Source organism: Shewanella aestuarii (genome assembly GCF_014647215.1).
Lineage (GTDB): Bacteria > Pseudomonadota > Gammaproteobacteria > Enterobacterales > Shewanellaceae > Shewanella > Shewanella aestuarii.
In genome coordinates, this window is sequence record NZ_BMOT01000004.1 from 125466 (window position 1) to 146970 (window position 21505).

The 21505-nt window shown below is 41.9% G+C and carries 15 protein-coding genes; 10 read left to right on the plus strand and 5 right to left on the minus strand.

Annotated elements, in window-relative coordinates:
* Positions 1 to 47: 47 nt before the first annotated feature.
* Positions 48 to 1148, plus strand: coding sequence for an OmpA family protein (locus IEY03_RS07980; protein WP_229778237.1), 1101 nt, complete (start codon positions 48 to 50; stop codon positions 1146 to 1148).
* Positions 1148 to 5005, plus strand: a complete 3858-nt coding sequence (locus tag IEY03_RS07985) for an Ig-like domain-containing protein (protein WP_188840832.1) — start codon at positions 1148 to 1150, stop codon at positions 5003 to 5005. The genes IEY03_RS07980 and IEY03_RS07985 overlap by 1 nt, the downstream gene beginning before the upstream one ends.
* A 617-nt stretch (positions 5006 to 5622) precedes the next feature.
* Here IEY03_RS07985 and IEY03_RS07990 read toward each other — a convergent pair.
* Positions 5623 to 6753: a Na/Pi symporter gene (locus IEY03_RS07990; RefSeq protein ID WP_188840833.1), complete on the minus strand. Its 1131-nt coding sequence runs from the start codon at positions 6751 to 6753 to the stop codon at positions 5623 to 5625.
* A 1000-nt stretch (positions 6754 to 7753) separates the two neighbouring features.
* Between IEY03_RS07990 and IEY03_RS07995 the strand changes: the two genes are divergently transcribed.
* Positions 7754 to 10717: a M9 family metallopeptidase gene (locus IEY03_RS07995; protein ID WP_188840834.1), complete on the plus strand. Its 2964-nt coding sequence runs from the start codon at positions 7754 to 7756 to the stop codon at positions 10715 to 10717.
* Positions 10718 to 10925: 208 nt separating this feature from the next.
* Here IEY03_RS07995 and IEY03_RS08000 read toward each other — a convergent pair whose 3' ends face one another.
* Complete coding sequence (locus IEY03_RS08000) at positions 10926 to 11438, minus strand: hypothetical protein (protein WP_188840976.1); 513 nt, start codon at positions 11436 to 11438, stop codon at positions 10926 to 10928.
* Between the two features lie 236 nt (positions 11439 to 11674).
* Between IEY03_RS08000 and IEY03_RS08005 the strand changes: the two genes are divergently transcribed.
* Positions 11675 to 12283: a protein-disulfide isomerase gene (locus IEY03_RS08005; RefSeq protein WP_188840835.1), complete on the plus strand. Its 609-nt coding sequence runs from the start codon at positions 11675 to 11677 to the stop codon at positions 12281 to 12283.
* Between the two features lie 183 nt (positions 12284 to 12466).
* Here IEY03_RS08005 and IEY03_RS08010 read toward each other — a convergent pair whose 3' ends face one another.
* Together IEY03_RS08010 and IEY03_RS08015 are read right to left on the minus strand one after the other, a co-directional pair.
* Entirely contained in the window at positions 12467 to 12715 is a 249-nt protein-coding gene (locus IEY03_RS08010) for a DUF3297 family protein (RefSeq protein WP_188840836.1), read from the minus strand.
* Between the two features lie 205 nt (positions 12716 to 12920).
* Positions 12921 to 13181 (minus strand): DUF5062 family protein, encoded by a 261-nt coding sequence (locus IEY03_RS08015; RefSeq protein WP_188840837.1) that lies wholly within the window; start codon positions 13179 to 13181, stop codon positions 12921 to 12923.
* 304 nt (positions 13182 to 13485) lie between these two features.
* Here IEY03_RS08015 and IEY03_RS08020 point away from each other — a divergent pair, with 304 nt between their 5' ends.
* Entirely contained in the window at positions 13486 to 15642 is a 2157-nt protein-coding gene (locus IEY03_RS08020) for a M3 family metallopeptidase (RefSeq protein WP_188840838.1), read from the plus strand.
* A gap of 199 nt (positions 15643 to 15841) precedes the next feature.
* On the opposite strand, the gene IEY03_RS17120 is transcribed toward IEY03_RS08020, so the two are convergent.
* Positions 15842 to 15976, minus strand: coding sequence for a hypothetical protein (locus tag IEY03_RS17120; protein WP_268238986.1), 135 nt, complete (start codon positions 15974 to 15976; stop codon positions 15842 to 15844).
* A gap of 517 nt (positions 15977 to 16493) precedes the next feature.
* On the opposite strand from IEY03_RS17120, the gene IEY03_RS08025 reads away from it, so the two are divergent.
* The 5 genes from IEY03_RS08025 to IEY03_RS08045 all read left to right on the plus strand — a co-directional run bounded on the left by IEY03_RS08025 (position 16494) and on the right by IEY03_RS08045 (position 21481).
* Positions 16494 to 18320 (plus strand): S8 family serine peptidase, encoded by a 1827-nt coding sequence (locus IEY03_RS08025; protein ID WP_188840839.1) that lies wholly within the window; start codon positions 16494 to 16496, stop codon positions 18318 to 18320.
* Between the two features lie 195 nt (positions 18321 to 18515).
* On the plus strand, positions 18516 to 18746 hold the full coding sequence (locus IEY03_RS08030; protein ID WP_188840840.1) for a DUF7661 family protein: 231 nt from the start codon (positions 18516 to 18518) through the stop codon (positions 18744 to 18746).
* A 15-nt stretch (positions 18747 to 18761) separates the two neighbouring features.
* Complete coding sequence (locus IEY03_RS08035) at positions 18762 to 19835, plus strand: DUF2157 domain-containing protein (protein ID WP_188840841.1); 1074 nt, start codon at positions 18762 to 18764, stop codon at positions 19833 to 19835.
* Positions 19828 to 20994, plus strand: a complete 1167-nt coding sequence (locus tag IEY03_RS08040; RefSeq protein WP_188840842.1) for a DUF4401 domain-containing protein — start codon at positions 19828 to 19830, stop codon at positions 20992 to 20994. The genes IEY03_RS08035 and IEY03_RS08040 overlap by 8 nt, the downstream gene beginning before the upstream one ends.
* Positions 20981 to 21481, plus strand: coding sequence for a GDYXXLXY domain-containing protein (locus IEY03_RS08045; protein ID WP_188840843.1), 501 nt, complete (start codon positions 20981 to 20983; stop codon positions 21479 to 21481). The genes IEY03_RS08040 and IEY03_RS08045 overlap by 14 nt, the downstream gene beginning before the upstream one ends.
* Positions 21482 to 21505: the final 24 nt, after the last annotated feature.

Here is a 21505-nt window from a genome sequence, read left to right on the forward strand (position 1 = left end):
GCTGTGATTTTTTATAATGCCCTACGGATAATTTATGGCTTAATATCATGGAAGAACAAATGCTTTATTACCGAATAGTTCGCAACCTTAATCTTACAAAACAGCTCACTCTTTTAACATTTCTATGTTTTGGGAGTGCCCAAGCAGCAGAACAATCTCACCACCTAGAACATGATAAGTCTCAAACATTAAGCACTTTGCCTGAATCTTATTTTTATTTGGGTGGAGAAATAGGGATAAATTATTATCAACATGGTTGTGAGTCTTGGAGTATTAGTTGCGACAAAAACAGTACAATGTCTGGTTTTTTTGCAGGGTATCAACTGAATAATAATTTGGCTTTAGAAGCAGCCTATCTAGATTTAGGAAAAGCTGAAGCCACTTATCTGGAAGCATCAAATAAACATATTTATCAAGGAAGCATGACAGGGATAAATCTATCTGCTGTCGGTTCAATTGATTTAACGGCTGACTTATCACTGTTTGCTAAAGCAGGGTTATTTAACTGGTATGGTGAAAATAAAGGCCCATTCTCCACTATAAAGGCTGATGATTGGTCACCCTCACTTGGAGTCGGTATGAGTTACCAACTGAGTGATTCTTGGCAGGCGCGATTACAATATGAGTACTTTCATCATTTGGGTGATGACAATATTGGTGGTTCTAACGCCCACACAACAAGCATAGGCATTAGCTATCAGTTTGGTCGAACTAGGCCAGTTATAATTACTAATACGGTAACAAATACAGTAACAAAGATTGTAATGGAATCGGCACCAATCGAGCTCGAGGAAGTCACTTTCCCAGTATTATTTGACTTTGATAGCAGTAAGCTAATCAGCGCAGACTCTTTGCAAATGATTGTTAATCGTTTAACAAAGTACCCGCAAGCCACTGTTCTTTTGCGGGGCTATTCTGACTCTCAGGGCAGTAGTGACTATAACTTAGCACTTTCAAAGCGACGTACTGACAGCATTACTGAATACCTTGTTACACAAGGCGTGCAACAGCAGCAGATTACTGTTGAGTATTACGGCGAACAATATCCCGCGGTAGACAATATTACTGAGCAGCATAGGCATTTAAATCGCCGAGTTCAGGTGTTACTTCCTAAAACGACAATCCAGCCGCTAAAGGATCACCAATAATGATTTCTCTATCCCATACCAAATATTTTTTTCTATCAATATTGCTGCTGTTATTAAGTGCGTGTGGTGACGGTAATAATTCAGGCTTTCCAACTGGTTGTGGTAATGAAGCCAACTTATGCGTGAGTCAGTTGATTATTACGCCTAAAACTGCAGCTGTGTTAGTGGGTGGTCAGCAAAGCTATCAAGCAATAGCGATCTTAACGGATGGTAACGAGCGCGATATTACAGAAAAAGTCACTTGGATTATTGACGATAGCAGTATTGCAACCTTAGTGGTGGCAGGAAATCAAGTCGTAGCCACTGGCTCCGCGAATGGTTTAGCAACAATTTCAGCAAGCTATCACGACCTAAATACTAGTGCACAGTTATTGGTGGGTGCAGTTAGTGTCAATATTACCCCGAGTGTTAGCACCATATTGACAGAGATGGAGCAACGCTATCAAGCATTTGCGATTTTCTCCAATGGATTACAAGTTGAGGTGACTCAACAAGTGTCTTGGCAATCCGATAATCTTGCGGTAGCAAGTGTCAGGGTTGTTGGCGATAAAGTGTTAGCTGAAGGTTTAACCGAGGGTGTCGCCAATATATCTGCGAGTTACCATGGCAAGTCAATTTATGCTCAACTGAATGTGGTGAATAGCGCAAGTGAAACCTTGGTCATTGCTCCTGCAAGTGCTGTACTCCCGAAAGGAACAGCGACACAATATCAGGCTTTTTTAACGACAACTGCTGGTGAAGTGTTAGATGTTACAACGACGGCAACCTGGCAAGTCGCTGACACGAACATCGCAGCCATTGATGCTAATGCATGGCTAAGTGCGGTAAATACGGGGTCAACGCTAGTCACAGCAAGCCTCGTTCATCGTACCAAAACATTAACGGCGAGCGCGGCATTAACGGTAAGCAACCCGCAACTTAGTTCGCTATCAATCACCCCCGTGAATGGTATTTTCCCTGTAGGTAAAATAGGAACCTATCGTGCCAATGCTTATTTTTCTGATGGTAGTGTGGTGGATGTGACCCGAGCTTCAACTTGGGCAATTGCAGATGGCAGTGTGGGAGCGATTGTGACATCGGGGATTTTTGCCGGCGACAGTGTGGCTTTATCACCAGGAAAAACAACGGTTAGTGCCAATTTTCAACACTTAACCGTAAGCACTGAGTTGGAGGTGACTAACGCCAAAATCATGGGAATTAGCATCAGCCCGCTTAATTTTTCCACCCCGCTAGGCACCACAGTCGCTTATCAAGCCTATGCCCGTTATTCTGATGGTTCAAAGCATAACATTACTCACTTAGCAGCTTGGTCAAGTGATGAGCCTAGTGTTGCTGCCATTCAATTTGGCGGCGCACTATCCGGTGTCGCAAATACCCTCTCTAGTGGTATCACTAACATATCGGTGAGCTTTGAAGGCATCAGTCAACAGACCTCGCTAACGGTAAATCAAGCTGTGGTTAAATCACTGCAAATCACACCACAAAATCCGAGTGTACCCGTCGGGATTGAAGGACAATTTACCGCCACGGCTTTTTACTCAGACAACACCATCAAAGATGTCACCCAGAGTGCCAATTGGCAAGTTGATGATTACAGAATTATTACCGTTATCCCCAACGGTAATTCTGCGGGTTACGCTAAAGCTTTGACGGAGGGAACAAGCCAGTTATCGGTGAAGTTTTCAGGTCTAACGGCAAACACCTTAATATCTGTGACACCCGCTAAGTTAGATGCTATCTCCTTAACACCATCAATTGCAGAAACACCTGCTGGCACTAACCTACAATATCAGTTATTTGGTGTATTTTCTGATGGTACCAGTCACGATTTAACCACATTTGCTCACTATCAGACCAGTGATAACGCCATAGCTTCCATTGATAGCCAAGGTTTAGCCACTGCCCATAAATATACGGCTCAGCCTGTTACTGTGATGGCCAGCTACAACGGCTTACAGACAACCGCAAGCCTCAAGGTGACAGCCGGTTTGCTCGACCATATCGAAGTCACCCCTGCCACGCAAAGCATCGCGATTGGTCATAAAGGCGTACTTCAAGCTCGTGCTTTTTATTCTGATAAAACCAGTAACGATATTTCAGCATTAGCGACATGGAGCGTGGATGATGGCGAGATAGCGTCGGTTGATAATACTCAAGCTGAAAGCGGTAGCGTTCTGGGGATTAGTGAAGGTGTAGTGACAGTGACAGCCAGTTTTGAAGGCAAAACTGCATCAAATATCACCACAGTCACTGGCGCAGTCCTAGAAAGTGTTAATATTACCCCCATTAAACACACTATGGCGGCAGGTTTTACTCAACAATACGCATTAACCGCACAGTTCTCTGATAAATCTAGCTTAGATGTCACGAATCGAGGACACTGGCTGTCAAGTGATCATACGATAGCTTCAATAGAGAGAATTGGTAGAGCAAGAGGCTACCAAGAGGGAGAAGTGAGCATCACGGGCGTATATCAAGGTCAATCAGCAAGTGCAAACTTGACGATAACTGAGGTGGTATTAACCGACTTGCAAATCACCCCAGAGCAACCAAATGAGCCTTTAGGGAGTACAGGTTATTTTACTGCAACTGCCTATTTCAGTGATGGCAGTAGTGGTGATGTAACTCGCAGCGCAACATGGAGTTCTTCTGATGCAAATATTATTAGTATTGTTGCCAGTGGTGATCTAGCAGGCAAAGCCAGAGCCAATCAAGTGGGCACTTCGACTATTCGAGCCTCATATGGTTCTATAATCGATACGACCCTTGCGACAGTAACAGCAGCCGAACTTGTCAGTATCGTTATTACCCCAGCTGTAGCAAATGTCTCTCAGGGAATGACATATCAATTTGATGCCACCGGGATATATTCTGATGGTCTTCAAAAAAACATCACTAATTCAGTGCATTGGCAAGTAAGTGATACTAGTTTGGCTAGCATTACGAGCACAGGTTTAGCAAAAGGAGAACAACAAGGTTCTGTTATCGTATCAGCCGACTATCTTGGTAAAGAGGCGATGGCAACCTTCAACATTTCAGCCCCGATTGTTGAAAAATTGATCATTACCCCAAGCACTAAAGAGTTGCCTGTTGGATCAAGTATTTATTATCAAGCGATAGCCATTGATTCAACTGGGAAAGAATATTTAGTGAGCAATGATGCCGATTGGCGCATGATGGACCAGACAATTGCTCATGTCGACAATACTGCGTCTAATGGTGGTTTAGTGACTTCGCTGTCAGTAGGGACAAGCCTTATCGAAATCCATTTCTTAGGACTTACCCAGACTGCTACTGTTGTGGTCACCCCTGCAATACTCAGTTCATTAACCATTGCGCCAGCGAATGCCGTTATTATTGATGGTAAAACTCAAGCTTATACTGCCACGGCTCACTTTACAGATGGCAGTAACCTTGACGTCACTAAAGACAGTGGTTGGCAGAGTAGTGATGTTAATATCGCGACGATTACAACAAATGGCAGTGCTCTAGCACTAGGTAAAGATCCTGGGGTAACTTATATTCGAGCAACCTACCTTGGTATGACCACGCAGACCAGTTTAACTGTACAGGAAAAAGAAATAGATAATCTACAAATCATCCCTCATGTTAATTACATTGATATTGGGGAGCAAGTACAATTAAAGTGCTCAATTATCTATGTTGATTATAGTCTAGGGGATTGTACTGATGAGGCCTTATGGACAATTTCAGATACCAATATTGCCCATGTAGAACCCTCTGGTGGTTTAGTTACCGGCTTAAATCCAGGAACTACAAGAGTATTTGCTTCTTATAAGGGCCTGACAAGTAAGCAAACCGATGGCCAAGTTACGGTAAGGACGCCAGCGCTATAATTGATTAAGGTCAATCTGAGCCAGATAATTCTGGCTCAGATTTGCCTCAAAAGTACCAAGCAACAGGTATATATTCAGGTCATTTTGTAAGGGTATTTCAACCATGGTGACTTGGTCTGAAGCCAGTAATATCGATATTACTTACAGATCGAACAGAAGCTTGGCTCATTAGACAAACATTACCGCGCTCAGTAATACACCTGATAGTACAAGTCTGTTAGTCGTAACCTAAACGGCTCGATAAAATGAACCGCTCCACTATCCAAATATCAGCTTGGCTCTTCCATCCCCTACTTTCATTGCACAACAATCAGTACGGATAAAACTAATAGAGCCCTTCGGTCAATCCTCGAATATTAATGAGATAAAGGCCATCTACCGACTTACCATGAAATACATCAAAATTGAGATGCCATGCCTGTTAATTCACGCCAAGTGAGCTAACTTGCTTAACGATCTACTACGCCAAGCGTGAAAGATGAGTAAACAAAGTATTATTGTTATCAACTTTATAGCAACAACAAAAACTGACTACCAGCAAGCCTTGGTTTAAAGGGAATTAACCTAAATTAATATAAGTTAACTCCCTAAAGATAAACATAACCATTTCAGCTTAATCAGTGAGTAACCAGGATCATCAACGATGGGATAGCAAAGAAAATCGTGCCGATATAAGCCACCACAGTGAGTTTGTTTTTCTGTGCTTGTTCCGCCAGCCATTCAGCACAATTGATTGGCCAATCTCGACACCAAGGCACACCGTACAGCACTGCGACGCCCAAAACATTAAAACACAAATGGACTAAGGCAATTTGCAAACCCAATATAGCATGCTCTCCCGACACCGCCATTGCGGCAAGTAACGCGGTAATGCAGGTACCTATGTTTGCCCCTAAGGTGAATGGGTACGCCTCTCTTAACGTAATAATATTATTACCAATTAATGGTACAATTAAGCTTGTGGTGGTCGATGACGATTGGACCAAGACCGTGACCGTAGCGCCAGCAGCAATACCGTGAACAGGACCTCGTCCTAATGCGGTTTTCAACATGGTTTCAGCACGCCCTACCATGAGTTTTTTCAACTGTTGCCCCATAAAAAGAATGGCAAAAAACAGAATTAAAATACCCACCATAATCACAATGGCACCATTTACAACCGGACTGGTAAAGTGTAACTGACCAGCTAATAACTCAGTAATTGGTTTGGTAATTGGCTTAATAAAATCAAAACCAAAGCTACTGGAACCACCGCTCATTGCAGCAAATGGTGCCACTATCCAACCACTGAGTTTCTCTAAAAAGCCAAACATAATTTCTAGTGGTAAAAACACACATACAGCTAATAGGTTAAAGAAGTCATGAACAGTTGCCCCCGCAAACGCGCGGCGAAATTCATGCTGACATCGAAGATGCCCTAAACTGACTAACGTATTAGTTAATGTTGTGCCAATATTGGCTCCCATGATCATGGGAATCGCGATAGGTAAAGGTAAACCACCAGCCACTAAGCCAACAATGATACTTGTGGTAGTACTAGAAGATTGAATCAATGCGGTGGCGACTAAACCAACCATTAACCCAGCAATAGGATGTGAAGCAAACTCGAATAACGCTTTGGCTTGTTCGCCACTCGCCAATTTAAAACCTGAGCTTATCATTGCAACAGCAAGCAATAATAAATATAAAGATGCGACTAAGCTGGACCAACGTAAAACATTGCTTAGCGCAGAAGGGGAACCGTTCATACAACAACTCCAAAGTGACACTTATGTGACGCGCGGCATTCTAGCAGAAGCTTTAAAAAAGTAATTACTTTGGAAGGGTTAAATGAAAATATATATATCTACAAAAGGGCTTGTTTTTCCCTTTAAAAACAGTATAAAAAATTTGTTAACGATACTTGTTAACCAGTAACAATATCATTATCAATAGCATCAATAAGTTGTAGTTGCATAAGGTATTTAAGTTAACTCGGCTACTGAAAATTATTCAAAATATCAAAGATAGTTAAAGCATCCCAATTGAGTATATTTTGCTACTTAACAACCTAAAGTAAAGGTATGCATTTACCCCTTCATCAAGAAACACAAAAAGAATAACTTATACTTTTTAGTTATATAAATTCTTGATACCGACAGAAGTGAATAAAAACTCAATAATATCGAAATCTATGTACCAAATAGAAGGCGCATTTTTTTAAAAATTAACTTTTTGACACACACTGCCATTTTTTAAAGAAGGTTATATTTCTAATAACTAGCAGCATTCACAAATTCTCATAGCGCCAATACCTTAAGCTGAGAAAAATCATCCTTAACTTTGGACAACTTGTAATCAAGTTGTTGTTAAATTGGATTTAGATAATTTTGTTTCTCATCATTACATCCTGTATTTGACTCACTTATTCTGTCGAGTTCGTTTCACCTTTAAGTTGAAAACCCCTTTGTTAGACTTGATCTACTTCAGCTTGCATAGACCCCCCCTGCTTTAACTTTAGCCATTTAATTGACAACTGAATGCACATTCATCTTCAAAAAAATCTGAGTCGAAAAATCGTTTTTAAGATGATTTTTAAACTTGATACTGGATATTGTATACATTATAAATTATACCAATCTTTAACATAAGATTAACAACCCTAAGTATCACAATAAAATTCACGACGATAAAAAACATAATAGTCTGAACATCACTTCCTTGAATTAGGTGATTTAACGACATTGTCGTAATTAACTGGAGTTTAAAATGCCAATAAAATCATCGCTATTAACAGATGCCAGAACAAAGTTTACCCTTCATGCTGTAGCACTTGCATGTTCAACTATTCTTTTACCATTGCATGCATATGCAACTAGCGAAGCTCCACCAACGGTTAAGGAATCTTCAACCGTTAAGGCGTCTTCTGCTGCAAAGAAGTCTTCGGCATTAAAACCGGCAGCAAAAACAGATCAACTAAAAGCAACCACAAACCGCTTTGAAAAAGGCGCCAACATCCCTGGTCAACAGAAAGACACCAAAACAGATCCACTTTTGCCCCAAGCTGAGGGCAAACCATTAAAAAAGATTGATGGGCCAATGGGCGCATTAGCGCCTGCTGCAGAAGCGGCAACCAATGTATGTAGTAGTGAAATGGCTAACTTAAATGGCCAAGCATTATTTGATTTTGTAAAGCAAGCAGAGCTGTCTTGTATTTCAGAATTATATTCAAGAAATGATGCGATCTCGGTAGCTGTATATCAAACTGCAAATGTAGTGTCGGTAGCGAACCAAGCGAAAAGTATTGCGGCAAGTTACGATAGCCGTAATGGCGATGAAATGCGTAATCTGTTCTATTTTTTGCGTGGTGCATTTTATATTGAATTCTATAACGATAACTTAACTTACAGCGACACTCAGGCTGCGGATGCGGTTTATGCTGCATTGCAGGAATACACTAAAAACCCTCATTTATTTGATTTAAGCCAAAGCTCAGGAGACACCTTATCGGAATTTTTTACTTCATGGGCGAGTGCGAGTCATATTCTAGAAAGTGTGCCGGTTATTACCGATTACTTACAACGATTTAATGCAGAGTACTTAGCCAGTAATCGTCACCGTGCGGCGCTAACCAATGCTTTGACCACGCTTTATTACGGTACATGGGAAGATGAGTACAGCCAAAATGCCCTCGCCCACAGTGATTTAATTGATGCTTTACTCAAAATTGCCACCTCAGAATATATTTATAATTCTGCCTACCAATATGAATCTACCGACGCTTTTCATGAATTTGGACGATTTTATGGCTACCAAAAAAACTGGAACTTACCTGCAAGCTTCAAAACTCGTTTAAACGATGGCGTACAACTTTACATGAGTAAATTTGAACGCATGTCAGCTGAATGGGCTGATGGTGCTGGATACCTTGATTATTATAATCCTGGTGAGTGTGAAGCCTTCGGCATTTGTGGATGGGAAGCTGAGCTTGAACGCACGGCGTTACCTATAAACTACAGCTGTAGTGACACCATCTATATCCGCGCACAGGCACTAACTGACACAGAATTACAAAGCTCGTGTGATCTAATGGGCTTAGAAGAAACCTTATTTCACAATGTACTTGCAACGGGATACCAGCCTGTTGCTGACGATTTCAATGAACGTCTCGAAGTGAATATTTTCGATAGCTACAATGATTATGTTCAGTACGCTGGCGTTATCTTTGGCATAGGCACTAATAATGGTGGCATGTACTTAGAAGGGACTCCATCACAAGAGGGTAACCAAGCACGATTTATTGCCCATGAAGCCACTTGGACAGAAGACATTTTAGTCTGGAACCTTGAGCACGAATATGTGCACTACCTCGATGGACGCTTCAATCTTTATGGGGCATTTAATTACTTCGACATTGATACAGGAAAATCAGTGTGGTGGGCAGAAGGTTTAGCGGAATACATCTCCAAACAAAACCGCAATGATGGCGCAATAAACCTAGGACGTTCGCAAGCATTTAGTCTTAGTGAAATTTTATCAAACACCTATGACAGCGGCACTGAGCGTGTTTATAGCTGGGGTTATCTAGCCGTACGTTTTATGTTTGAAAAACATAGAACAGATGTTGATGCACTGCTAGTGCTTGCACGAAGTGGTGATGCAGCAGGCTGGCTCACTTATATCAATGATACGATTGGGCAGCAATACAACAATGAATGGAACACTTGGCTTGCCTCAGTATCTAGCAACGATGACACCATTGATACCGGTATTGTTGCGCCCATTGATTCTGATGGTGACGGCGTAAATGACAACCTGGATGCTTTCCCGTTTGATCCGACAGAAACCCGAGATACAGATGGCGATGGCGTAGGCGATAACAGTGATATGTTCCCTGCCGATCCAACTGAAACTACCGACACCGATGGCGATGGTGTTGGTGATAATGCCGATGTATTTCCAAACGACCCAAGTGAGTGGGCTGATTCAGATGGTGATGGTATCGGTGATAATGCTGATACAGATGGACCAATTGATCCGATTGAAAACTGTGGTACTCCAACCATTACCGACGGCAACTTAACCAAAGATCAAACCGAATGTGTTAGCGGCCAAAGTATTAACTATTTCTACACTTATATTGAAGCAGACAATACGCCGCTTTATATCTCAACCGCAGGCGGAAGCGGTAATGTTGATATTTACTTTAACCAAAATATTTGGGCAAAAAAGACGACTTATGATGCAAAAGCAAACACGGCCAATAATGATGAATTTCTCAGTGTCACCGCAAACCGAGGTTGGGTATATATCAGTCTAGTGGCAGAACAAGCCTACGAGGGTGTGAGTTTACATGTCAGTCTAACTGACAATGATAATGACACCCCTGCTGTAGCAATCGAAGACGCCTGTGCCACAAAAGCGCCTTACAGTTATGGTGCTGTAGAATTTGGACAAGCTATCTGTATTGCTGATGGTCACTCAAGTTACTACTTTTATGTACCTGCAGCGACGGAAGAAGTCACAGTAACGAGCGGCAACGGCACTGGAAATGTAAACCTTTACGGCAATAAACAAACATGGGCGAATCCAAGTTCATTTGATGTCAAATCTGAAAATCAAACCAATGAAGAGCGCTTAACCATTACCGCACCTAATGAAGGTTGGTATTACATCAGCGCCGATGGTGCACCATCAAGTAACGGAGCAAGTTTAGTCGTCAACATGAAATAGCGGTTAGGATGGCATAGTGGTTAAGATGAAATAGTGGTTAAGATGAAATAACGTCTGCCCTTTATCACTCGCCTTCATTGCCAACAAATAAAGCCGGCTTGTAACAGCCGGCTTTTTCGTTTAAAACCCAATAAAGCATAAATCAGCGTCAGCGAACTTGCTTGTAAAACGATTATTGCACTTTACATTAGCGATTATATGCAGGTGATTATTGGGTCTGGCACTCTAACAATAATTGCTTAAAGTGACCGCCTAAATCTTGAGTAGCGTATTGCTCACTGGCCAAAGCCATTTGCTGCATACTGGCTATCGCGCCAGTAACACCAAGTTGCTCTATCAAAGCTTTGGCATAAGACGCGGCATCAGCACCCTGTTGCAGTAAACTCGCAACTTGATCAAAGCTAACATCTTGCTCAAGTAATTTTTGTACCGAGCCAATAAGTTCAGCAACCTGAGCTGACTCAGCTAAAGCCCCCTCGACACTAACCAATTCGCCCAGCGGGTCTTCACTCAATTTAGCCGCTACACACGCCGAAACACTGCCAGCCTCAGCACCGTTAATTACCGCATCTATCCCCTGGTTTCGCACGGCTTCAACGGCTAACTTCAGCTGTTCGTCTTTAGCTAACCAAAGTGCTTCTGCTTGTTGCTTTTCATCTGAGCCGATAAAGCCACAACCTGACAATATAGCGCTAGCCACTAAGCAACTGCTTAATGTCATCGCACGTGTTTTTGATAAAAAAATCAGTGACATTATTACTCCTGAAAATCAAACATGATTTATTACGGGAAACTCACGCCATAATATGTCATAGAGATTAACCCAGAATTAATTCCTCAAGTGTTGCTACATATATCGCCTGCAATCATTACGCGGTGAATAGCAGATTCAAAGATTGTATATTGTTGGCAAACTATTTAGGATCATCCAATCGATCGCTAACAAGAATTAACTTAATGACCACCGAGCTTTATTTTATCTACGACTCACACTGCCCCTGGAGCTACGCCACCACGCCTTTAGTGAATGCGTTGCAAGCAGCCTATCCCAAAATGAATGTAAACTTATTACACAGCGCACATTACATTGGCACAGACAGTGCAGGCGAAGAACAAATGGCTGCTGCGGCAAAAATAAGTGGGCTCAAGTTTGGTCGCGACCATATTCGTTATGTGAATAGCCCTAAAAACTCAATCAAAACGGCAAACTTAATGGCATGGATACAGGCTAAACAGCCTGAAAAACAACTTATCACCCTCAATGCGATTCAAAGAGCTCACTTTATTGAAGGGAATCCACTCGATAATAAGCATGATTTCAACGCCATAGTAGAACAGTGCAAACTTTCACCCTCGAATAAAATATTTAAAGATGAACTCAGTATGGAAGCAGAATATGTCCTTGAGAACATTATTGAAATACAGCAAGTTATTGGTACAACAGGCTTCCCTGTGTTAGTGATGACGGTTGATGATAATGCCATTTTTATCGATCATTCTTTGTATTTAAGCAATCCACAGGCCGTTGTCGGAGCCGTTGAAAAAGAGATCGCTGCAATAAAATAACCATCAACAGATTACACCGCAGCATTGGCTGTCGATTGGCAATCTTAGGCCTGATGATGAGGTTTATTGCAAATAAAAATAAAGCGCTGACCATGTTTCATGGTAGCGCTTCATTTTTTAGTACTGAGTTCAATATGAACTTCAGTCTTTGGCACATTAGCAGGTTATGTCAGGGCGTAAATCTTAACGATAAAACGCTTCAACTTTACCTTTCATCGTCATGGTCAATGGTTGGCCGCGGCGATCTAACGCTTTACCAGCTGGGACTTTTACCCAACCTTCACTGATACAATATTCTTCAACATCAAAACGTTCTTTACCGTTTAAGGTAATACCGATTTCATGTTCAAAAATAGCAGCCACATGATGTGGGCTACGTGGATTAACGCTTAAGCGATCGGGTAAAGCAGGTTGTGAAGTCGTGTCGTTCATAGTCGTTGTCTATTGTGAATAAAGCGTGCGTCATTGTAGGCAATACATGTCGCCTGCTCAAGTATCGAAGTCATAATAAATACCGTCTAAACGAATAAATACCCATAAAAAGCCTAAGTCGCTTACAAACAAACTCAAAGCATAAGATTAAGGTGGCTAACTCAAACGCATCAATCAAGTGATGATAACCATCAAAAAGCCAAAGTTAGTTTAGCAGCTCGTGATCTTTAGGTAATTGTTTACTGATCCACAATATCAGCTTGTGCTTTCTATTCGGGCCGTCATCCTTATCTTCCGCTAAAGGTTGAATTAACTTATCTTGAACTAATAACCGATAAATACATTCCACTTTATCTTTAGGCGAAATACCTTTACCAAAATCAGCAAAACCACGTTTGTGGGCATAACCCATGCCAATATCCATTGCGAGCTTAAGCAGTTTTGTATCGTGTTTACCTGCTTTCATTTAACCCCCTAGTCATGTATTTCTATCATCCCTAAGCTACGCGAATATCAGTAGATTACCACCATAATAACGCAGAATATGGCGCAAAAATCGATTCAGATAAACGAGCAAGATGATTTAACCCGCGGTTATGCGGATGCTTATTGTTAACGATGATGGATCTTAAGGATTCCTCCTAGGCGAAAAGACTAAGGCTTGGTATTGTATTCGCGTTGTGATGAATCCCATCCAACATCAGTAGCTCAACAACACAAGCACATATCGAACAAATACACCGAAAGGGCAAAGACCCAAGGATATTTCAATGCGTAGAACTCTTATCACTACAGCAATCAGTGCAGCACTGATGCTTAGCGCCTGTTCAGAATCATCAACAGACACAGCTATCGTTAGCAAAACGACCGCAGAGACACCAACAACAATGACGAAAGCACCTGCAACCGCCGCAAACGTCCTACTGACACCAAGCCCATTGCAATATATGGCTCCACAGTTCGACAAGCTACAAGCCAGTGACTATTTGCCAGCATTTGAGCAAGGCATGCAACAACATAAAGCTGAAATTGCAGCGATAACTAATAACAGCGATGCAGCGACCTTTGAAAACACCATTGTGGCTTTGGAAAAAACCGGCGCGATTTTAGACCGCACTCAACGTATTTTCTTCAATCTTTCGGGGTTAATTTCAGACGACAACTTTACCCGTGTTGAAGAACAAATAGTGCCTCAATTAACCGCACATCAGGACAACATCTATCTTGATGAAAAGCTGTTTGCCCGTATTCAGGCCATTTATAAAACCAAAGCAACACTGACTGGCGAAGACCTGCGTTTAGTTGAAGTGTATTACTCTCGTTTTGTTCGTGCAGGTGCTGAACTATCAGCAACAGATAAAGCCACCATGCGCGAACTCAACGGTGAACTAGCTAAACTTGAAACCAGTTTTTCCCAAAACCTTTTAAAATCATATAAAGATGATGTGATTATTGTTGAAGATAAAGCGCAACTTGATGGTTTGTCAGACAGCGATATCGCCTCACTTGCCGCTGCAGCTAAAGATGCGGGTAAAACCGGTTACATGATTACCTTAGTTAACACCACAACTCAACCGCTGCTATCTAGCCTTAAAAACCGTGACTTACGTAAAAAGCTTTGGGAAACATCAGCCTATCGTGCAATGGCAACCAATGCTCCGCTCAACATAAACATAGCCAAATTACGCGCTCAAAAAGCCAAATTACTTGGCTATTCTACATGGGCGGCTTATTCTCTTGGCGACCAAATGGCTAAAACCCCAGACGCTGTTTACGGCATTCTTGATGATCTTGCTCCAAAAGCACTGCTTAAAGCCAAAGTGGAAGCGGCCGATATTCAAGCTGAAATCGTTAAAGATGGTCAAACTTTTGAACTCGCGCCATGGGACTGGGCTTACTATGCGGAGAAAGTTCGTAAAGCCAAATATGATCTAGACGACAGCCAAGTTAAACCGTATTTCGAAATGAACACAGTATTGAATGACGGTATGTTCTTCGCCATGAATAAGCTGTACGGCATTAGCGTAAAACCACGTAATGACTTACCTGTATGGCATAAAGATGTCAGCGCCTATGAGATATTTAATCAGGATGGCAGCTCAATTGGTTTGTTCTATCTAGACCTCTATGCCCGTCAAGGTAAACGTGGTGGTGCATGGATGGATGAACTTGTCAGCCAATCATTCTTAAAAAATACCCAGCCTGTGGTTTACAACGCACTTAATGTACCTAAGCCAGCTGAAGGGCAACCTACCCTAATGACATTTGACGAGGTCAGCACACTATTCCATGAGTTTGGCCATGCTATTCATGGATTATATTCACAGGTCAATTACCCAAGTCTAGCTGGTACTTTAACCGCGCGTGACTTTGTGGAATTTCCTTCACAGGCCAACGAAGATTGGAGTATCGACCCACAAGTGCTAGCCAACTATGCTAAACACTATCAAACTGGCGAGCCTATTCCTGCAGAGCTATTAACTAAGGTACTAAAAGCCCACACCTTTAACCAAGGCTTTGGTACAGTTGAATACTTGTCAGCGGCGTTACTCGATATGGAATGGCATTCAATTGCTGCCGACACTGAGATTACCGATGTGGCCGCCTTTGAAAAACAAGCCTTGGCAAAACATGGCTTAGATTACGCGCCTGTTCCGCCACGTTATAAAACCACTTATTTTAGCCACAGCTTTGGCGGCGGTTATTCTGCGGGTTACTACGCCTACCTGTGGACCGAAGTGTTTGCAGCAGACTCATTCTCTTACATGATGTCACAAGGCGGATTAACCTTAGAAAATGGTCAAAAATACCGTGACACGGTTTTATCAAAAGGTAACAGTCAAGATTTAATGCAAAGCTATATCGACTTTGCCGGTAAAAAGCCTTCAACTGACGCATTATTAAAACGCCGCGGTTTAGTGCATTAGTCATAGGTCAACATGCAGGGTTTAATCACTGCTGATATCTATAAAACAGGGGTCTTTAGACCCCTGTTTATCGTCGTTTGAGGATTGAAATGATGACGAACAACCGCTTCTAATCAAGCATAATCGCCCTTATTACCATAGGGTGATGCTACGCTTACATTCAGTAATGATGGGGTTCTAAAGGCAATGGTTAAGTTGCTTAACAGGCGACATCCATTTCACCACTCAAGGCTTTACTAAAAAATAATGGCATACCTTCTGTGATTAAAGGGCTATTCACTTGAGGTAAATCGCCACCTCGGCTCGGATCACCAGTTAATGCTAACTTGCTCACTAAATGTCTTACATCTTGCGGCATTTTGCTGATTTATTCTGTTGATGCGTCACTCTCATTACGATAGTCACAACCACCTAATCAGCATTAAACTCGCTATTGTGATAGCACTAAGTTTGAAATGGGTTGGCAGATTATTTCCGTGGGATAAAAAGGCAAATCTGAGTATAACCACATCAAAATGTTAATTAAATGTAGCACAATGGTGATTCAAAATAATTATCAGCTTAATATTTAAAAACAAAATAAAATCTGCAACAAAATAAGTAAGTAACTGAAAAGCAACACCTAATAACTCCACCATCTTAGGTGAAACACATCAACTATCAATATGAACATTTTGTAAAATTACAGAAACAGTATTTTATAATACGTTTCGTTAAAAAATTGTTAACACTGATACATTATGATACTTTTGACTGAGCTACACTTAAGACCTTATATAAAGTGCTACCAAAGCTTGCAAAGACAGGCGAATGTGGCTGGTGGTAAAACAATAACTAAAAAGAGAAAAATCATGAAATTATCTTTACTTTCAAGTGCAATGTTAGCTCTTACTGTAGGCGTAACTGCCTCATCACAAGCTGCGGATGATCGCTATGTCATTCAAGTCGACCAACAAAAAAAAGGCATAGTTAAGGCTCTAGCCAAACAATTAGGTGCACAAATCCATGTTGATGGTGAAGGTTTTATCGCTGCCACCTTTACCGGTAAAGATTTAGCACAAGTAAAAGGACTATTAAATAATCCACACGTCAAACTGGTTGAATTAGACCAACCGCGCCATTTGATGTCTGTTTATGCCGATGACATTGGTAACCCAATGACCCAGCAAGTCACCCCATACGCGGTATACCAATCTCAAGCAAACCAAGTCACCTTTAACCCAAATGCAGGCATCAAAGTCTGTGTTATTGATTCGGGTTTAGACCGTAGCAATAATGATTTCCAATGGAACAACATCACAGGTGATAACGACTCAGGTACTGGTAGCTGGGATGTTAATGGTGGCCCACATGGTACTCACGTAGCTGGCACAATTGCGGCAGCAGACAACGGATTTGGTGTTGTAGGTATGGCGCCAGGTGTTGATTTACACATTATTAAAGTGTTCAACGAAGCTGGATGGGGTTATTCATCAGATCTCGCGCACGCAGCAAATTTGTGTAGCGCTGCTGGTGCTAACATTATCAGTATGAGTCTAGGTGGCGGCGGTTCTAACTCAACAGAATCTAATGCCTTTCAAGCCTTTACTGATGCTGGTGGTTTAGTGGTCGCTGCAGCAGGTAACGATGGTAACAGTGTCCGTTCTTACCCTGCTGGTTACCCATCTGTAATGATGATTGGTGCAAATGATGCCAATAATAACATCGCTGATTTCTCGCAATTCCCAACCTGTTCTTCAGGTAAAGGCCCTCGTGCAACCTCAGATGAAACCATTTGTGTTGAAGTGACTGCGGGTGGTGTTGATACCTTATCAACTTATCCAGCAGATATGGCTACGGCATCTTCATTAACAGCAGATAACGCATTCATTGCTTCTTCTTCTATGGAGAATTCAGGCAATGCATCTGGTTCAACTTATTACATGGGCACTGCTGAAACGGTAGACAGCGGCGCAAATGGTAATGTTTGTGTAATCGATCGCGGCGTGATCTCTTTCTACGATAAAGTAGCAAACTGTGAAGCTTCTGGCGGTGTGGGTGCGGTTATCATTAACAATGAACCTGGCATGCTTTACGGCACATTAGGCGATGCAAACGCCACTAGCATTCCTGCGGTTGGCGCAGCATTTGAAGACAGAGCAACATTACTTGCCGCCTCTACTATGGCCATAAACATAGGTACATCGGACTTTGGCTTTATGAGTGGTACATCAATGGCTACGCCTGCGGTGTCTGGTATTGCGGCATTAGTATGGTCACAACACAATGAATGTACTGGTACTGAAATTCGTAATGCTCTTAAAGCAACGGCTCAAGATGCAGGTGCAACAGGCAAAGATGATTACTTCGGATACGGTATTGTTAAAGCTGCTGCGGCACATGCATATTTAACAACCAACGGTTGTGAAGGCGGCGTAACGCCACCACCGACTGGCGGAGATATTACTTTGAGCTTAAATGGCGTGAAGAGTAAAGGTGCTAAGTCGATCAACTTAAGCTTTGCTGGACTATCAGGTAGCAACGTTGATGTTTATCGTAACAGCAGTAAAATCGCCACCACAGCTAATGATGGTGCATATACAGATGCAATAAGCTCTAAATCTTCTCTTACCTACACTTACAAAGTATGTGAAGCTGGCACTGCAACTTGTAGTGCTGACAAATCTATTACTTTCTAAATGTCGCCATTAATGGCGTAAACGAGATAAAGTAAACGCCATTTAACAGTATAAAAAGCCAGGAAACTGGCTTTTTTTATGCAAAAAATTTAGCCGCCAGAACGATAATGGCTTATAGCCCTTTAAATATTCATATTTTATACTGACTGTCATTGCTATCCTGATAATTGTTGTTAGATCTGCAAGGAACTCTGAATGGCAAAATTTGATGTATTTGGCACGACAATGATAGCAATACAGTGTCATGGTCAATGGCGACTCAGTATCGACTCAGGTTTAGGCTTGCGACGTCCGGTAAAAGATGTGGTGTTCCTACCTTCACTCGATGAAAATGAATTGGTGCAATATTTAGCTGATATCTACCATGAATGGGCCACAAACCGTCATCCGCACATTGTGAAGTTATCCAAATTATCCGCAGCATAAATCCAAGGAACAGGAATGATGATCAGAAAACGTTCAGATATATGGCATTGGTTTACTGAGGGGAAAATCGCCGCCAATAAACTGAATGCAGCCATGCTCGTTGCTTACCCTCATCCGACTCAACACAATTGGCTGCAACTGATTACTCATCTGGTGTTATTTCTTGGCATTTTATTGCTTAGCGCTGGGGTGATTTTTTTCATGGCATTTAATTGGGATGCATTAGCCAACCTAACTAAATTTGCGATTGTTGAAGGGTTATTGATTGCCTTTATCTGTGGGTTCTATGCCGCGAATCGTGCTTCAAATACTTCCATCCCCTTTGAGTTTAGCCCGTTAAATGCCGCTTGGAACCTAGCCAACGCCATGTTATTGGGTGCCAGCATTATGGTTGGTGCATTGTTAGCATTAGTCGGACAAACCTATCAAACAGGGGCAGATCCCTGGCAATTGTTTGCACTATGGGCGGTGCTGATTTTGCCTTTTGCTGTTATTGCTGGGTTTGATCTATTGTGGTTGCTAGTGGTGGTATTAATTAATATTAGCTTAGGCATTTACTTTGATTCATTTTCACATGTATTCGGGCTATTGCTAGAAGATATTCAGATCCTTGCGATTTTTGGTTTAATTAACTTAACTATTCATGTTCTTTTTAGTCTCGCACGCAGGTTAACATGGACTGCTCAAGCTCGTTTTCATTGCCCTGCAGTAGAGGCCACCAGCATATTAGCTGGCGTAGTATGCTTAACTTGGTTGATGATTTGGGTCGTGTTTGATTTTGATTCTACCGCCCATTTTGGTTTCTATACCTTGGCTTATGTAACACTAATGGCCACTATGTTTGGCTGGTATCGCTACCGCTCGCCTGCGCTTTATCCACTGACGTTAGTATTAACCAGCCTATGCGCAGTAATCGTGGCGTTATTATCTAGGGGGTTATTAGAAAATAATGATCCGGTTGGGATCTTCTTGCTGATCGCCATGATCATAGTTGGCCTGACTAGCGGCTGTTTATATTGGTTAAAACAAATTCAACAGGAATTTACCACAAAAGCCTCCCTTAACGATGGGGATGCCAATCATGAGTAACCTGGTAAATCACCCAATGAGTCAATCAGGCAAAGCCCCAGTTCAAGCAGCACCAGCACAATTATGGCGCTCACTATTCAACCAGGGACTGGTTGATAATGACAGTCCACCCGCGATGAAGCTATCAAGCCCTTGGTATATCATTGGCGCCCAAATGATTGGCGGCTGGATTGCTGCATTATTTCTGTTGGCATTTTTATTAACGAGCATGGCCTCAATCGACAACATCGAACAGTCAATATTGGCAATCGGAATATTAATTACGCTGGGATGCTTGACCTATTATCGAGTGGGTAACCACAACCAAGAATTTATACTGCAGATGGTATTTGCCTTTAGTATAGCCGGCCAATTAATGCTGCTGTGGGGGATCCACGACACGCTAAAACAAACAGATGATGACATTATAGCCTTGATGTACGCAGTGGTTTTTGCATTACATTGGTGGCTTATTCCGCACAAGACCAACCAATTTATTGCCGCTATCGCTATGGTGCCTTGCCTGTTAGCCATACTGGTCATTCAGCAACTTACCCAGCTAGTTCTGCCACTGCTCATTGTCAGTTTAATGCTTGTCTGGTCACAGCGTTACTATTGGCCAAAGTGCTATCAACGTATGCGAATGTTAGGTTACGCCCTAGGCCTTAACTTACTGTTTGCGAATTTTGCCTTATCAGACATGGGATTGTGGATAGACCTTCCCCAAGTTCTGATAACATTCGACTCCCGCTTTAGCCACTACCTTGCTGTCATTATGGTGCTGTTATCTGCACTGTGGCTAATTCACAATATATTTAAGCAATTAAGCAGCCATCTTATTGCGCCAACAAACACAACACAGCTTCGCCAAGTTAAAATTATTTCCATTTTAAGCGCTATATTAATCAGTTTATTATCCATTCCCATGGCGGGGATCAGCACCGCGTTACTTATGTTGCTCATCGGCTTTTTTTACAATGAATTAAAGTTGTTTGCTCTAGCCATCGGCGCATTAGTGAGTTTTATTGGCCTATATTACTACTCGTTACATATTAGCTTATTCGACAAATCACTATGGTTAATGGCCAGTGGAGTGATGTTGTTACTGATCCGCTGGGCACTGGCTGTCAGCGTCGGCAAAACGATCAGCAATCAGGAGCAACGCCATGACATTCAGTAAAAGTACGCTTAGCGTGATAGTAAGTGCTTTGGTCATTTTGGCACTGATAAACTTCAACATTTATCAGCAAGAACAACAACTGGCTAATGGCGAAATTGTGGTATTTGAACTGGCCCCAGTAGACCCCCGCTCATTAATGCAGGGGGACTATATGGCGCTCAACTACCAGATAGCCAATAAAATTAGCCAAGCAACTCACTTAGAAAATGATTTAGAGAACTATGATGGTTTGTTTGTTGTTACCTTAAACCAACACAAACTAGCCCAATTTGATGACCTCTACCAAGGCCAAACTCTGCTGCCAAATCAACACATAATCCAATATCGAGTAAGAAGCGGCAGAGTGAAACTTGCCAGTAATGCCTTTTTCTTTGAAGAGGGCCGCGCACAAGAGTTTGCCAATGCTAAATATGGCGAATTTAGGGTTAACCCTGCGGGAAAAATGCTATTGAGCAACATGTTAGATAAAGATTTTAAACGGATTTAATTGCAGCTCCCCTTAATCCAGTAA

Excerpts from the sequence above, each read along its gene's own strand:
- IEY03_RS07980 (WP_229778237.1), top strand. The coding sequence starts at position 48 with ATGGAAGAACAAATGCTTTATTACCGAATAGTTCGCAACCTTAATCTT.
- IEY03_RS07985 (WP_188840832.1), top strand. The coding sequence starts at position 1,148 with ATGATTTCTCTATCCCATACCAAATATTTTTTTCTATCAATATTGCTG.
- IEY03_RS07990 (WP_188840833.1), bottom strand. The coding sequence starts at position 6,753 with ATGAACGGTTCCCCTTCTGCGCTAAGCAATGTTTTACGTTGGTCCAGC.
- IEY03_RS07995 (WP_188840834.1), top strand. The coding sequence starts at position 7,754 with ATGCCAATAAAATCATCGCTATTAACAGATGCCAGAACAAAGTTTACC.
- IEY03_RS08000 (WP_188840976.1), bottom strand. The coding sequence starts at position 11,438 with ATGACATTAAGCAGTTGCTTAGTGGCTAGCGCTATATTGTCAGGTTGT.
- IEY03_RS08005 (WP_188840835.1), top strand. The coding sequence starts at position 11,675 with ATGACCACCGAGCTTTATTTTATCTACGACTCACACTGCCCCTGGAGC.
- IEY03_RS08010 (WP_188840836.1), bottom strand. The coding sequence starts at position 12,715 with ATGAACGACACGACTTCACAACCTGCTTTACCCGATCGCTTAAGCGTT.
- IEY03_RS08015 (WP_188840837.1), bottom strand. The coding sequence starts at position 13,181 with ATGAAAGCAGGTAAACACGATACAAAACTGCTTAAGCTCGCAATGGAT.
- IEY03_RS08020 (WP_188840838.1), top strand. The coding sequence starts at position 13,486 with ATGCGTAGAACTCTTATCACTACAGCAATCAGTGCAGCACTGATGCTT.
- IEY03_RS08025 (WP_188840839.1), top strand. The coding sequence starts at position 16,494 with ATGAAATTATCTTTACTTTCAAGTGCAATGTTAGCTCTTACTGTAGGC.
- IEY03_RS08030 (WP_188840840.1), top strand. The coding sequence starts at position 18,516 with ATGGCAAAATTTGATGTATTTGGCACGACAATGATAGCAATACAGTGT.
- IEY03_RS08035 (WP_188840841.1), top strand. The coding sequence starts at position 18,762 with ATGATGATCAGAAAACGTTCAGATATATGGCATTGGTTTACTGAGGGG.
- IEY03_RS08040 (WP_188840842.1), top strand. The coding sequence starts at position 19,828 with ATGAGTAACCTGGTAAATCACCCAATGAGTCAATCAGGCAAAGCCCCA.
- IEY03_RS08045 (WP_188840843.1), top strand. The coding sequence starts at position 20,981 with ATGACATTCAGTAAAAGTACGCTTAGCGTGATAGTAAGTGCTTTGGTC.